The organism is Pseudomonas silensiensis (assembly GCF_050434865.1).
Lineage (GTDB): Bacteria > Pseudomonadota > Gammaproteobacteria > Pseudomonadales > Pseudomonadaceae > Aquipseudomonas > Aquipseudomonas fluorescens_W.
Map to the genome: position 1 here is coordinate 119,638 of NZ_JBNDJH010000020.1, position 14,944 is coordinate 134,581.

Annotated in this window: 12 protein-coding genes; 5 read left to right on the forward strand and 7 right to left on the reverse strand. The window is 58.5% G+C overall.

Going from position 1 to position 14,944, the window contains the following annotated elements; all coding sequences use genetic code 11:
• Positions 1-69 precede the first annotated feature (69 nt).
• Positions 70-897, reverse strand: a complete 828-nt coding sequence (gene cheR / locus QF010_RS24850) for a protein-glutamate O-methyltransferase CheR (RefSeq protein ID WP_008147958.1) — start codon at positions 895-897, stop codon at positions 70-72.
• A 46-nt stretch (positions 898-943) separates the two neighbouring features.
• Positions 944-1,876 carry a chemotaxis protein CheV gene (locus QF010_RS24855; protein ID WP_033055238.1) on the reverse strand — a complete coding sequence of 311 codons (933 nt, stop codon included), beginning with the start codon at positions 1,874-1,876 and terminating at the stop codon, positions 944-946.
• Between the two features lie 81 nt (positions 1,877-1,957).
• Here QF010_RS24855 and flgA point away from each other — a divergent pair, with 81 nt between their 5' ends.
• The 4 genes from flgA (at position 1,958) to QF010_RS24875 (ending at position 4,568) form a co-directional block, all read left to right on the forward strand.
• Complete coding sequence (gene flgA, locus QF010_RS24860) at positions 1,958-2,719, forward strand: flagellar basal body P-ring formation chaperone FlgA (RefSeq protein ID WP_033055237.1); 762 nt, start codon at positions 1,958-1,960, stop codon at positions 2,717-2,719.
• Between the two features lie 167 nt (positions 2,720-2,886).
• Positions 2,887-3,213 (forward strand): flagellar biosynthesis anti-sigma factor FlgM, encoded by a 327-nt coding sequence (flgM, locus tag QF010_RS24865; protein WP_033055236.1) that lies wholly within the window; start codon positions 2,887-2,889, stop codon positions 3,211-3,213.
• 48 nt (positions 3,214-3,261) lie between these two features.
• Positions 3,262-3,729 (forward strand): flagella synthesis protein FlgN, encoded by a 468-nt coding sequence (locus QF010_RS24870; protein ID WP_033055235.1) that lies wholly within the window; start codon positions 3,262-3,264, stop codon positions 3,727-3,729.
• A 92-nt stretch (positions 3,730-3,821) separates the two neighbouring features.
• Positions 3,822-4,568: a flagellar brake protein gene (locus tag QF010_RS24875; protein WP_033055234.1), complete on the forward strand. Its 747-nt coding sequence runs from the start codon at positions 3,822-3,824 to the stop codon at positions 4,566-4,568.
• Between the two features lie 65 nt (positions 4,569-4,633).
• Here QF010_RS24875 and QF010_RS24880 read toward each other — a convergent pair whose 3' ends face one another.
• From QF010_RS24880 to QF010_RS24895, 4 genes are all read right to left on the reverse strand, one after another.
• Entirely contained in the window at positions 4,634-6,004 is a 1,371-nt protein-coding gene (locus tag QF010_RS24880) for an MFS transporter (protein ID WP_033055233.1), read from the reverse strand.
• 71 nt (positions 6,005-6,075) lie between these two features.
• Positions 6,076-7,317, reverse strand: coding sequence for a glutamine synthetase family protein (locus QF010_RS24885; RefSeq protein WP_197281715.1), 1,242 nt, complete (start codon positions 7,315-7,317; stop codon positions 6,076-6,078).
• 201 nt (positions 7,318-7,518) lie between these two features.
• Positions 7,519-8,211 (reverse strand): sensor histidine kinase, encoded by a 693-nt coding sequence (locus QF010_RS24890; RefSeq protein ID WP_033055230.1) that lies wholly within the window; start codon positions 8,209-8,211, stop codon positions 7,519-7,521.
• Positions 8,208-9,812 (reverse strand): response regulator, encoded by a 1,605-nt coding sequence (locus QF010_RS24895; RefSeq protein ID WP_429534138.1) that lies wholly within the window; start codon positions 9,810-9,812, stop codon positions 8,208-8,210. Before QF010_RS24895 ends, QF010_RS24890 begins: the two co-directional genes overlap by 4 nt.
• 205 nt (positions 9,813-10,017) lie before the next feature.
• On the opposite strand from QF010_RS24895, the gene QF010_RS24900 reads away from it, so the two are divergent.
• Positions 10,018-14,154 (forward strand): CheR family methyltransferase, encoded by a 4,137-nt coding sequence (locus QF010_RS24900; protein WP_429534139.1) that lies wholly within the window; start codon positions 10,018-10,020, stop codon positions 14,152-14,154.
• A 7-nt stretch (positions 14,155-14,161) separates the two neighbouring features.
• Here QF010_RS24900 and QF010_RS24905 read toward each other — a convergent pair whose 3' ends face one another.
• On the reverse strand, positions 14,162-14,701 hold the full coding sequence (locus QF010_RS24905) for a hypothetical protein (protein ID WP_033055226.1): 540 nt from the start codon (positions 14,699-14,701) through the stop codon (positions 14,162-14,164).
• Positions 14,702-14,944 lie beyond the last annotated feature (243 nt).

Below are 14,944 nucleotides of genomic sequence, written 5' to 3' on the forward strand. Positions count from 1 at the left end.
TGGGAAATCATCAGGCATAAAAAAACGGGAGCCCCTGAGGACTCCCGTTTTTTGTGTGCCGCTAACCAATCACTTCGCCTGGTAAATGATCCCCGGGCTGCACTGGACCATCTGGTAATGATCCGGCAAACCGTTCAGCGCCTCGGAAGCACCGAGGAACAGATAACCGCCTGGTTTCAACGTGCTGTGAATGCGCAACAGGATGTCCTTCTTCACCTCGGCAGAGAAGTAGATCAGCACGTTGCGGCAGAACACGATGTCGAACTTGCCGAGGCTCGCGTAGCTGTCCAGCAGGTTGAACGAGCGAAACTCCACCCGGCTCTTGATCGGTGCCTTGATAGCCCAACGCCCCGGCCCTTTCGGGTCGAAGTAACGTTGAAGGCGCTCGGGCGACAGGCCACGGCCGATGGCCAGGCTGTCGTACTCGCCGGTCTTGCAGTTGGTCAGCATGGTGCCGGACAGGTCGGTGGCAACGATCTGCACGCCCATCTTCAACTGGCCCATGTTCACGCGCTCGAACTCATCGATCGACATCGAAAGCGAATACGGTTCCTGCCCCGATGAACAGGCCGCCGACCAGATCCGCAGACGCTGGCCAGGGGCGGCCTTGATCGCTGCCGGCAGCACCTTGTTCTTCAAGACTTCAAACGGATAGGTGTCACGAAACCACAGGGTTTCGTTGGTGGTCATGGCATCCACCACCATCTCGCGCAAACCGCTGCGAGGCTGGGTCTGGATGCGCTGGACCAGCTCACCCAGGGACTTGATGCCTTGCTGTTCCATCAGTTTGTTGAGACGGCTCGAGACCAGGTACTGCTTGTTTTCACCGAGCAAAATGCCACAGGCTTTTTCCAGGAAGACCCGGAACTGTTCGAAATCCAAATTACCCGTAGACAAAGATGCCGCCTCTTAAATCGTATAAACCGCCAGGGGCAAAAGGCCCCTAGCTGATGTCTGCTGCTTTGATCCGGTTGACTACCCGGGATGCCAGGTCATCAGGACGGAATTTGGCAAGGAAGTCATCGGCACCGACTTTCTTGACCATCGCCTGATTGAATACACCCGATAACGAAGTATGCAGGATGATGTGAAGCTTTTGCATGCGAGGGTCGTTGCGGATCTCGGCCGTGAGGGTGTACCCGTCCATCTCCGGCATCTCGATGTCGGAAATCATCATCAGGAACTCTTCTTCCGGCTTCTTGCCCTCGTCGACCAGCTTGCGCAGGTAATCCAGCGCTTGCCGACCGTCGTTCAACGCCACCACTTCGACACCGACCGTCTGCAGGCAACGGGTCACCTGCTTGCGCGCCACCGACGAGTCATCGACCGTCAGTACTCGCAAAGAGAGCGCCTTGTGCTGGGTGTCGACATCCACCACGCCAACGGAAATCGCTTCCGGTGTCGGCGCCACTTCTGCCAGCACCTTCTCGACGTCGATGATTTCGACTAACTGATTGTCGACCCGAGTCACAGCCGTCAGGTAATGATCGCGCCCCGTGCCCTTGGGTGGCGGATGAATCTCCTCCCAATTCATGTTGACGATGCGTTCCACCGACCGCACCAGGAAACCCTGGGTCTTGGTGTTGTACTCCGTAATGATCACGAAGGGATTGCTTTGATCTTTCAGCGCACCGGAACCGGTCGCCATGGCCAGATCAAGAATCGGAATGGTCGCCCCCCGAATATTTGCCACACCGCACACGACAGGACTGGATTTTGGCATCAGCGTCAGTTTGGGGCATTGCAGCACCTCCCGAACCTTGAACACGTTGATCCCATACAGCTGTTGGCCGTCGAGACGGAACAACAACAGCTCAAGGCGATTTTGCCCTACCAGTTGCGTGCGCTGGTTTACCGAATCCATTACCCCAGCCATGCACAGACTCCTACACCAACGCTTAAGTGTGTTGCGACGCGCATTATCACTAAACGGCACGGCGCTTGCTTTTTAACTCTTATGAACACAGAACCGACATTTTTCCGACGCCTGACATCAATCGCCCGCAAATTGCTTTGCGCGGTGTCGGCCGTCTGCCTGTTCAACGCTGGCTGCCCTGCCCTTGCTGACGCGGTTACCTTGCCTGACATGCTTATCGGCGTCACTCAGGGCTTTCTTGAATTCACCGTAGAGGACTATCTGGCAACCAGTCAAACGGAAGGCCGCTACGAGATCGAGGTCAAGCAGCTGGATCCGCGGCTGCGCATGCCCATGTGTGACAAGGAATTGACAGCGTCCCTGGAGAGCCCGGCCACGCCGCTGGGGCGCGTTACCGTCAAGGTGCGCTGCGAGGGCGCGTCGCCCTGGACGGTCTTCGTACCCGCTCAAGTGCGCCTGTTTCGCGACATTGTGACCACCACCCGTCCGCTGCGACGCGCCGGTATCGTCGAGCCCCAGGATGTGACCCTGCGCGAGCGTGACATCAGCCTGATCAGCCAGGGTTACCTGACTTCCGTCGATCAGGCGATCGGGCAGAAACTTACCCGACCAATGGTCGCCGACCAGGTCATGACCCTGGTGCACATGGAACAGGCAGAAGTCATCAGCAAGGGCGACCAGGTGGTGATTACCGCCCGCAGTGGAACGCTCAGCGTGCGCATGCCGGGTGAAGCGCTGTCCAACGGCGGCATGCGCGAACAGATCCGGGTGAAAAACCTCAATTCCCAGCGGGTCATCAAGGCGCAAGTCATCGCGCCCGGCCAGGTGGAAGTGGCCATGTAGAACTCTCTGCTTGTGAAGAAGTGGCGCGCCACTCGACTGTTCCCTAGACTGTGCCCTATGCAGGGCAAGCGCTGACGCGCGCAAGCTCATTGATAATTGGGCCTAAAGTTTTCCCGGGTATGGCCGAAAACATGGCAAGCGTCCAAATACCCAGAGGTTTTTTTGTCATGGTCATCGATTTCAGCCGTTTAAACAGTTCCTCGTCACTTACCGGTAGTACACGTACCAGCACCGCGAAGGAAACCGTCGAAGCCGGCAAACCCGCACCGCTGAATACCCCGGCCGAACAGGCCAGTACCGTCAAAAGCGGGGAATCGGTACATCTCAGCAATGAGGCTCAACAGTTGCAGAAGGTCACTGACAAGCTGCGTGATCAGCCTGCCGTCGACAACGCCCGCGTGGCCGAGTTGAAAGCAGCGATTGCCGATGGCAGCTATAAAGTCGACAGCAACCGTGTAGCCAGCAAACTGCTCAACTTCGAAGCCCAGCGCTAGGCCAAGGCCTGCGCCAGGCTTTTGGACGCTTAAAACCCAAGGCCAGCCATGCACGACACTAATTTACTGCAACTGATCACCGACGATTTCGCTCCAGCACAGCACTTGCTGGAGTTACTGCAGACCGAGTCCCTCGCCTTGCACGGTCGCGACATGCCACTGCTCGAAGAAATTCTGGCGCAGAAACAGGCATTGATCATTTTGCTCGATCAGCATGGCCGCAAGCGCAGTGAAATCCTCGCCAGCCTCAACCTGCCGACCAATCGCAACGGCCTGGAGCAACTTGCCAGCCATTCGAGCATTGGCAATCAGCTGTTGGAGCAGAGCGATGTATTGACCGATCTTCTGGCTCAGTGCCAGGCGGCCAACGTCAAGAATGGCCAGTCAATCCTGGTGCAACAGGCCGCGACGGCCAATCAGCTGAAAATCCTCAACGGCGGCGAGCCGCCAGCGCTCTATGATGCACGCGGATCAACCTCCATGCTTGCGAAGCCACGCCCGCTCAGTCAGGCTTGAGCCTGCTGCAAAGCGCGCACTATCAAGACGCGCAACATACTGGCAATATGCTGGCCAGCCGTAGTCATATTTTGTCTGGAGATTGATGAACCGTGTTCAATGCCTTAAGCGCGGATGATGCTCCGCAGCCACCCAAGGTGCTCACCACGCCGTTGGAGATCTCCGGCAACCTGCGCCAGCTGCAAGACAGCCATGATCCGCTGATCATCACGTTCCATGAGCGCAGCCAGCGCTTCCAGAGTTATCTGGTGGACCTTGACCGTGACAGCAACATGATTGCCCTGGACGAAATGATCCCCCGCGATGGTGAACGCTTCCTGCTCGCCGGCGAACCGTTCAAGGTCGAAGGCTTTCACGACGGCGTGCGCATTGCCTGGGAAAGCAACGGCCCGCTGACCATCGACGAATCCGGTGGCGGTCGTTGCTACCGTGGCGCCCTGCCCTCCGAGGTGGTTTACCACCAGCGTCGTAATGCATTCCGCGCAGCATTGAAGCTGGCACAACTGGTCAACGTCGATCTGGGTGGTGAAAAACTCAAGTCGCCGATCAGCGGCAAGCTATTGGATATCTCCGCCACCGGCTGCAAGCTGCGCTTCGAAGGCGACATCACGGGCAGCCTGCAACTGGGCCAGGTCTATGACCGCTTCATCGCCGCCCTGCCCTTTGGCAACATGACGGCCCCCGTCGAGCTGCGTTACCTGCACTTCGAAGAAAGAATCTCCACCACCTTCGCCGGCGTACGCTTTCACAACATGAGCGGGCTGGTGCAGCGGCAGGTCGAGCGGTTCGTCTATCAGCTTCAGCGCGAAGCGCGGCGCTTCGACAAAGACGACATGTAATAAGTCGCTTCAATAGAAAACGGGCAGTCCCTTGCGGTGACTGCCCGTTTTTTTATGCGTTGGATTTAAGGCCTGGCCTCGGTAAAACTTGGTTCGCGAGGTGCATCAGGATCTTCGGGCGGCGGATCGGTTTCGGGCTCCGATTCAGGTTCCGGGTCCGGCTCAGGGTTGATCGGGTTCTGCATCTGGTCTTGCACCACCTGCTCATCGACCCGCGGGTCAAGGCAAGCCACCAACGGCGAACTCGACATACTGTCCGGCATGGCGACGTGATGCAGCGGTGCATCGTCGACCTGATGCAGGTTGGTCACCGCTTTCGGGCGAATTCGCCACACCAGCACCAACGCGAAGAAACTGAAGAAGGCATAGAGCATGTGGCTGCCGAACAGTTTCATCAGCACCCCGGCCACCAGCGGCCCGATACTGGCGCCGACACCGTAGGTCACCAACAGCATCGCTGTCAGGGACACCCGACGATCACCCTCGACGTGGTCGTTGGAGAACGCCACCGCCAGCGGATACAGACAGAACATCACCAGCGAACAGCAGAACCCGGTGATAAACAAAATCTCCAGCGGTACCTGTTGCATGATTGCCAGCGGCAACGCGGTAAGCGCCAGGACCAGGGCAAAACAGCGGATCAACAGCGCCCGGTCATAACGGTCGGACAGCCAGCCCAGCGGCCATTGCACCAGCAAGCCGGCAAAAATGCAGCTACCCATGAACAGACCGACCTGCTCCGTGGACAACCCTTGCTGCGAGGCATACAGCGGTGCCAGACCGTAGAACGAACCAATGATCAGTCCCGCCCCCAGCACCGTGCTCAACGACTGCGGCACGCGCTTGATGAAGAAGCGCGGCTCCATCGGGGCCGGGTGCAACGGTGCCGGGTGAATCCGGCGAGTCAGGGCCACCGGCACCAGGCACAGCGCGAAGCACAAGGCGACCAGCATCAGCAGCTCAAGCCCCAGGCCCGGGTGCATGACCAGAATCAATTGACCCAGCACCAGCCCCAGGTACGAGGCGATCATGTAGCCGCTGAACACCGTGCCGCGCTGCGAGGCTTCGGCCTGCTCATTGAGCCAGCTTTCGATGACCATGTATTGACACATCATGCCGAGGCCGACGATGACCCGCAGGAAGATCCAGGCAGGCAACCAGTCCACCAGGCCATGGCCCAGCACCGCCGCACCGACAATCCCGGCGCAGGCCGAATAGGCGCGAATGTGCCCGACCCGGGCTATCAGCCGGTGGCCGATCTTGCCACCCAGCACCAGGCCGCAATAGTTGGCTGCCATCAACGCACCGACCCACAGGCTGTCGACGTGGTCGGCGGCCAGGCGCAAGGCCAGGTAAGTACTCAACAGGCCAGAGCCGATCAACATCATCAGCGAGGCAAAATATAGCGCTCGAAAGGGTTTCCAGATTTGGCGCATCGGCGTTCCGAGCGGCTCCTTGCAGTGAGTTTCAGGCTAACGACAAACGATAGCCTGATGTCGACGGATCGTCAGGCCTGGGCCGCTAAAACACGCCGTTCCCAGGGAGTAATTTCATCAAAGAAGCTGGTCAACTCCATGGTCTTCGAGGCGACGTAGCCTTCGATGAATTCCTTGCCAAACAGTTCCTTCGCCAATTGACTACGTTTCAGACGCTCAAGAGCCGCATGCAAGGTACACGGCAACGAAAGATTGTCCGGCACTTCGAACTCACCCTGGATCGGCTCGCTCGGCTCCAGTTTGTGTTCAATGCCATACAACCCTGAGGCAAGGCTGGCGGCGATCGCCAGGTAAGGATTTGCATCAGCCCCCGGCAAGCGGTTTTCGACCCGACGAGCGGCGGGCGAACTGGCTGGAATACGCAATCCGGCTGCACGGTTGTCGTAGGACCAGCAGGCATTATTCGGTGACGCATACGGATGGCACAAGCGCTGATACGAGTTGACGTTCGGTGCGAATAACGCCGTGAAATCCGCCATGCCGGCCTGCTGACCCGCGATGAAATGACGGAAGGTCGCGGTCGGCTCACCCGCCTTGTCGCTGAACACGTTACGCCCGCTGCCGATCTCGATGATGCTCTGGTGAATATGCATCGAACTGCCCGGCGTGTGCGCCAGCGGCTTGGCCATGCAAACCACGGTCAGGCCATGCTTGAGCGCGACTTCTTTAAGCAGATGTTTGAACAGGAGTGTCTGGTCGGCCAGCAGCAGCGGGTCGCCGTGCAGCAGGTTGATCTCGAACTGGCTGACGCCCATCTCGTGCATGAAGGTATCGCGCGGCAAGCCCAGGGCCGACATGCAGGCGTAGACCTCACTGAAGAACGGTCGCAAACCATTATTGGAACTGATACTGAACGCCGATTGACCGTCCTCGCGACGACCGTCCAGGCCCAGCGGCGGCTGGAACGGTTGAGTCGGGTCGGCGTTGGGCGCAAACACAAAGAATTCCACCTCGGTCGCCACCACCGGTGCCAGGCCGAGGGCCGCGTAACGCGCGATCACGGCTTTGAGCTGGCCGCGGGTCGACAGCGGCGAGCTTCCACCGGTCAGCTCGTCCGCATCGCAAATGGCCAAGGCTCGCGGCTGCTTGCTCCACGGCAAGCGATGGATCTGTGCAGGGTCGGGCACCAGCGCCAGATCGCCATCATCGCTGCCGTAAAAGCGCGCTGGCGGATATCCGCCCATGATGCATTGAAGCAGCACTCCCCGCGCCATCTGCAAACGCCGGCCCTCGAGAAAGCCTTCGGCGGTCATTACCTTGCCACGGGGCACGCCATTCAAATCCGGCGTGACACATTCAATCTCATCAATGCCCGTCAATCGCTGTGCGAGTGAGCGATGGCCATCGGTTGTCATGACGCAATCCTTTGTTGTTGTGCGAGCCGCGAACGGCGACCGTACAAAATAGGCTCCGCCTGTTCGGAATATCAAGCAGCGGCCAACAAAAAGAACCGGTCAGGGCAGATAGAGGCTGAACACCCCGCCGCCCAGCGGGCCGCCATTGCTGATGTCGGTACGTCCGCCCACGCCATTGCGTTGATGGAGTGCGGCAATCCGCCCGGCAAAGTACAGGCCAAGACCAGTGCTTCCGCTGCTGTGGTTGATGCCCTGCACGTAATCGGCCTGACGCTCGATCATCTCGGGTGGATAACCCTCGCCATCGTCGTTGACGGTCAGCACCAGTTGCCCGGCTTCATCGCTGACGCTGATCAACACTGCGTGACGGGCGTAACGAATGGCGTTGTTGATGCTGTTGCCCAGCACCGAAGCGATCAATTCCCGGTCGAAAAAACCCAGAGGGCTCAACGGGTCTACTTCATAGGTCGCCATGATGCCGCGACTGGCAAACACGTCCTGGTGGCAGGCCAATTGCGCTTCGATGAAGTCATCCAGCTCATGGTAGGCCGGTTGCAACGGCATCTGGTTGACGCCGAGTTTGTACAGCCCCAGCAACTGCACCAGCATGCCATTGAGGTGCGCGAACTCGAATTCGATCACCCCCTGCTCCGGGGTATGCTGCTGCGGATCCGGCAAGCGCGCCAACCATTGGCTGTGGGCCTGCATCAGCATCGCCAGGGAGTTCTTCATGTCGTGCACGGTGGAGGCAATCACCGTGGAAAAATCGAGTGCCTGTTCGCTGTCGTTCATTCGCCAAACGCCTTGCTTCGCAACTTCTGATAACGGGGAAAACGTGCATCGGTGTCGGGCATCAGGCCGACCATCTTCAGGCACGTCCGACATTCCTCCAGCTCCGCCGAAGGGACACTGGTGTCGGTGCCATGCAGCAGCGACTGCGCCATGTTCAGCGCGATACTGATGTTCTTGGGTTGCAGCGCCAGGGCTTTGCGGAACACCTGCCGCGCCTCCACCAGGTCACCGGTCTTGTACACCCGCACGCCCTGACGGTTGAGGTCCGCAGCGGCGTTGCCAGAGTTGAGAATGGTCGGATCGTCGGTCAACTTGGCGATGCCCTTCATCACCGTCGGGTCGTCGCCGTAGATTTCCGCGCAGTTTTTCAACATCGAGGCACCGGCGCTGGCCTGCCCGAGCATCTGCAGTTGCTTGGCCACCAGCAGCGCTGCTTCGGCGCTCATGAACTGTTCCATGCCATCGAGGCGCATCATCGCCTGCTCGGTGAGCTTCTCGGCAGTTTCGGCATCGTTGAGCAACAGGCTGGTGGCTTTCATCAATCGCGCACGAATCTGCAAACCCGGGTCGGCAGGGTTTTCCTTGGCCACCGCACTCAGCGTCGTATTGATTTCCAGGCGAGTCCGGGTATCCAGGCCTTTTTCACTGCCTTTACTGATCAAGGCATGGGCCAGGCCAAGGTTGCTCTCCGCATCCTTGAAACGTGACTGCGCGCCCTGCGCCACTGCCTGACGATAGGCTTTGGAGGCGGTCTCGAAATCTTCGTTGGCCATTGCCAACTTGCCCAACTGCGCTTGCCGGCGCACCGCCAGCGGCGACAAACGGATCGCCTCTTCCAGTACATTCTGGGCCGCCTTGGTGTCGCCTTCGGCGACCAGCACATCGGCCATGCCGTCGTAGAGCGCCGGCATCATCGGGAACACTTTCAGGGCTTTTTCATACACGCCTTTGGCCTGACCGACCTGGCCACGCTTGAACAGCAATTTGCCCAGGCCGGAAAACGCCCACGGCAAAGGCCGATCAGCAATGATGCTGTCGTAGAGACGCTCCAGCGCCTCGTTCTGATTCAGGTCGCGCAAGGCATCGGCGCGGTAGCGCAGGCACAACGGCGAGTAGCGGATGTCTTGCTTGCACAGGGCGATGCAGGCATTGAGCACTTCAACCGGTTTGCCCCGGTCAAGGGCCTGCAGAATCGGCTTGAGCAAGGTCTTGCGTTGCTCCAGCCGCTCCAGCCGTTGAGCCAGGCCGGAACGGTTGAACGGTTTGGTCAGGTACGCATCGGGTTCGTGTTCCAACGCACTGAGCACCATCGCCTGACTGGTCTCGGCGGTGACCATGACGAACACGGCCTCATGGCTGATCAGCTTCTCGATCATCAGATCTTCAAGCACCTGCTGGCCATTCTTCTTGCCGTCACCCAGGTGAAAGTCCTGCAGGATGAAATCGTAGGCCTTCTGCGAACACATACGCAGCGCCTGTTCACCGGAGTCGGCGGTGTCGACATCCTTGACGCCCAGTTCGCGCAGCATGGACCTGACGGAACTGCGGAAATCCGAGAAATCATCGACGATCAAAAAACGCTTTTGGTGATACGACAGCATCGAAGATTTCCAGGCAGTTTAAGAAGAAGACCATGACTGTTCGGGTTATCGGCCAGTAGTACCGTTCCCTTGAGAAGTCATGCCGTTTAGTACGCGCTAAATATTTGAAGGCGTTATCAAAAAACAGGATTATCCTGATTTATTGAAGTGCGCTTCCTGTCGCTTGAAACCAAGACGCTCTACGTCACAGCTAAAGGCCGAAGTCATGACCACCACACCCAAGCGCTCGGATACGGATTCTGAGCGAAAGCCCCTGAGCCCCAGCACCCTGGACTTTCCGGTGGTGGGCATCGGTGCGTCGGCGGGCGGGCTGCAAGCGATCAAGCTGTTCTTTGAAAACATGCCCCAGGACAATGGCATGGCGTTCGTGATCATTCTCCATCTATCCCCCGATCACCAAAGCATCGCTGACAAGATCATCCAGGAATCGACCAAGATGCCGGTTCTGCAGGTGACCGAAACGGTGGCCATCGAGAAAAACCGGGTGTACGTCATTTCACCGGCGCAACGGCTGACAATGAACGATGGCTTTCTGGAGGTCAGCGCCACAGACCCGAGCGAAGGACGCCACGCGTCCATTGATCTGTTCTTCCGCGACCTGGCCGATGTGCACCGCGAGCGCGCCTTCTGTCTGGTGTTGTCGGGCACCGGCTCGGATGGCGCGGTTGGCTTGTCACGGATCAAGGAACAAGGTGGTATCACCCTGGCCCAGGCACCGGAAGATGCCGAATTCGATGGCATGCCTTGCGCCGCCATCGAAACCCGCATGGTTGACCTGGTGCTGCCCGTGGTGGAAATGCCGCAAAAACTGCTGGAGCTATGGCGCAACTCCAGGGAAATCAGTTTGCCCACCGCCAACGATCCGGAACTGCAAACCATTGCAGCGGTGTCCGAGCGTGACGCGGCACTTGCCGAACAAGTGCTGCGCGACATCCTGATTCAGTTGCGCACCGGTACCGGCCATGACTTCAAACACTATAAACGCGCCACCGTATTGCGCCGGATCGAACGCCGGATGCAGGTGACCGGCCAGTCGGACCTGAGTGCCTATTACCAGTATCTGCAGAACAATCCCGAAGAAACCAAGGCACTGCTGGGCGACATGCTGATCGGCGTGACCAACTTCTTCCGTGACAGAGAGGCTTTCGAAGCCCTGGAGCGGGATGTCGTACCGCAACTGGTCAGCGCTGTCGTGTCCGCGCAACCTGAAAAAGAAGAAATCAGGGTCTGGTCCGCGGGCTGCTCCACGGGTGAAGAAGCCTACAGTCTGGCGATGCTGCTCAACGATCAACTGCAACTAGACGCCAGCGTGGCGTCGATGCAGCTGTTCGCCACCGACATCGACGAACGCGCCATCAGCGTCGGCCGGGCCGGCCTGTATCCACAAGCGATCATCACCGATGTGCCACCCTCGCGGCTGCGCCACTATTTCATCAAGGAAGACGATCACTATCGAATCCGCAAGGAAATCCGCGAAAAGGTTTTGTTCGCCAAACACAGCCTGTTGTCCGACCCGCCCTTCTCGCAGATCGATCTGATTGTTTGCCGCAACCTGCTGATCTATCTGGATCGCGAGGTGCAACGCGAAATCCTCCAGATGTTCCACTTTGCCCTGCGCCCCGGCGGCTTCCTGTTCCTAGGATCTTCCGAGAGCGCGGACGCGTGCCACGAATTGTTCGCCCCAGTGGATAAACGCAACCGGATCTTCCGCGCCAAGACCGGCACGGCCAACAGTCGGCGTACACCGACCATGCCGCGCGGGGGTTATGTGCGGACCAACACGTCCCAACAGGTCCCGCAAAGCAGCGCGCCGCGCAAATTGTCATTTGGCGATATCCATCAACGCGCCCTCGAACAGTCCGCACCACCGAGCGTGATCGTCGATGCCAACGCCGACATCCTGCACATGAGCGAGAGTGCCGGGCGTTTCCTGCGTCATGTCGGCGGTGAATTGTCGCGCAACTTGCTGACGCTGATTCTTCCGGAACTGCGCCTGGAAATCCGCACAACGCTGTTCCAGGTCCAGCAGAGTGGCCTGCCGGTCAAGTCCCGCGAAGTGCCAATCAAGCGTGATAAGCGCAGTTACCTGATTGATCTGGTCGCGCATCCCTACAAGGATGAAGAATCGGACGGCGAATACGTCCTGGTGATTTTCGAGGAAGTCGAGGTCGACCCTGCCGAACGAGCGGCCACCACCGTGCTACAGACCGAAAGCCAGGTGCTGTCCAACCTTGAGCGCGAACTGCAACGCACCAAGCTGCACTTGCAGGACACCATCGAACAATCGGAAGTCTCCAGCGAAGAGCTCAAGGCTTCCAACGAAGAAATGCAGGCCATCAACGAAGAACTGCGCTCGGCCACCGAAGAACTGGAGACCAGCAAGGAAGAGTTGCAGTCGATCAACGAAGAGCTGCTGACGGTCAACTACGAGCTGAAAACCAAAGTCGAAGAAACCGACAAGATCAACGACTACCTGACCAACCTGATCGCCTCCACCGACATCGCCACGGTGTTTGTCGATCGTGGCATGCGTATCAAGTGGTTCACCCCACGTGCCACTGACATCTTCAGCATGTTGCCGGTGGATACCGGGCGCTCCTTGCTCGACATTACCCATCGCCTGCATTACGAGGACCTGGTCGCAGACGCGGCGCAGGTGTTCGAATCGCTAAACATGATCGAACGCGAAGTCAGCAGCACCGACAACCGCTGGTACATCGCCCGCCTGCTGCCCTATCGCTCCAGCGAAGACCACATCGACGGCACCGTGCTGACGTTCATTGACATCACCAAACGCCGAGCGGCTGAAGAAGAGCTGCGACTGGGCGAAGAACGCATGCGCCTGGTCGCCGAAAGCACTCGCGACTACGCCATCATCACCCTCGATGAGCAGGGCGTGATCACTACCTGGAACAAAGGCGCCGAATTGATTTTCGGTTACAGCAAGGCTGAGGCCGAGGGCGCCTATTACGACTTCATTTTCTCGCCTGAAGATCGTGCGTCCGGGGTGCCTGAAAACGAACTGTTGTCAGTGCGCACCCATGGCCGCAGCGAAGATGAGCGCTGGCACGTGCGCAAAGACGGCAACCGCTTCTTTTGCAGCGGCGAGGTGACCTTGCTTAGCGGCGACAATCTCAAAGGCTACGTCAAAATCGCCCGCGACCTGACCGGTCATAAGCGACAGCATGAAGAACAGAGCCAACAACTGGCCGAAACGCGCAACACCAACTATCTCAAGGATGAATTCTTCGCGGTCATGTCCCACGAACTCAAGCATCCTTTGAACCTGATTCAGCTCAATGCAGAACTGCTGCGTCGCTTGCCGGTGACCAAGTCGGTGGCGCCGGCCGCCAAGGCCGTCAACACCATCTGCGACGCCGTCAACAGCCAGGCACGGATCATCGATGATCTGCTGGATGTGGCGCGGGTGCGCACCGGCAAACTCAAACTGAAACCCATTGCTGTCGATCTGGCCGGTGTGTTGCGCGATATTCACGCCGTCGTGCTCAACGACCGACACGATGCCACCGTCGAGCTACACGTGCCTTCAGACGCCTTGATGGTCCATGCCGACCCGACGCGCCTGGAGCAGATCATCTGGAACCTGGTGAATAACGCGCTGAAATTCACGCCCTCCAACGGCCGCGTGCAATTGATCGCCTGCCAGGTTGGAAACATGGCGCGACTGGATGTCAAAGACAACGGTACAGGCATCGCACCCGAGAACCTCGATCACGTGTTCGACCTGTTCGGCCAGGCTGAAAAGCAGCACGTCAGCCACAACCGTGAGGGTCTGGGGATCGGTTTGTCCTTGGTCCGTCAGTTGACCGAGGCCCAACGGGGAACGGTTGAGGTGAACTCTGCCGGGGTGGGAACGGGTTGTACCTTCACGGTTTATCTGCCCTTGGCCCAGACCAAGGGTGAAGCTCAAACCCTGACCCAGGTCGAAGAAGCTTCAGGCCGGCTGAGCGGTTTGACGATCCTGCTGGTCGACGACTCCGCTGACGTGCTGGAAACCTTGAAAATGCTGCTGGAAATGGAAGACGCGCAAGTGATTGCCTTCGACCGTCCGGTGGCGGCTTTGGCCGCGGCAAAAAGCACCCGTTTCGACCTGATCATCGCTGACTTGGGCATGCCGGTCATGAACGGCCACGAGCTGATGAGCGCATTGCGTCAGTTGCCGCTGGTCAAAGATGTGCCAGCCATTGCACTGACCGGCTATGGCGCCCACAGCGACATTCAAAAATCACGGCAATCGGGCTTTGACCAGCACATTGGAAAACCGGTGTCCTACGATGAGCTGATCGAAACGATTGAGGCTCTTCGACGCTCCCAGATCTGAGAGCGGGTCAGCACAGATAGGCGCGCTGTACGCAGGCTCGTCGATCGATGGCCTGCCTGAGCCGATCCTTGTGATCGGCCCAGTCCTTGGGGTCGACTTTGGTTGAGCGCATCAGCACCAGCATGGCTGCCTTGGCAGCCATATACTCCGACCAGGCATCTTCGGACCTGAGCTTCAACGACTCGCGCTCGGTCATTTCCATCTGCCGCAGCGCCAGTACCGACTCATCGGTGATCACCGGACTCAAGGTCAGTTGCACCCGGTGCGGCGCGACGAATTCCTGCGTGTCCGCCACAACTTCCCTCGCCCGCTGCGCCCCCCACTTCAACGCCACACAGTAATGCTCACCTGCGTAGCGGTCATGAAACTCCTCGCAAATCGCCCAGCCGTCAGTGTCGTAGACGCCTATAAATACCTGTGTAACCCCCTCATGACTGACCCGTGCTTGCACCTCGATGTGCAGACCATTGCTGAGTACCTCTTCATGCGTATGGAGGGGTAACCGCGTGTTGGTCCACAACCAGAATTTTGTGCCTCTACGCCGCATCGACGTCGCTCCATGAGTTGTGTCTGGAGTAAGGCACAGCAATGACGGACTTTCCATGTAGATCGTCGGGTGGTTCCATTGACGATGCTACTGGAACCTGGGACAGCGGATGGACTGTCCCTTGTTCGCCACGCCACTTTCCTGCGGACAAAACAAAACCCCTACCTGCATACGCAGATAGGGGTTTCGGAATTTAATCTTGACGATGACCTACTCTCACATGGGGAAACCCCACACTACCAT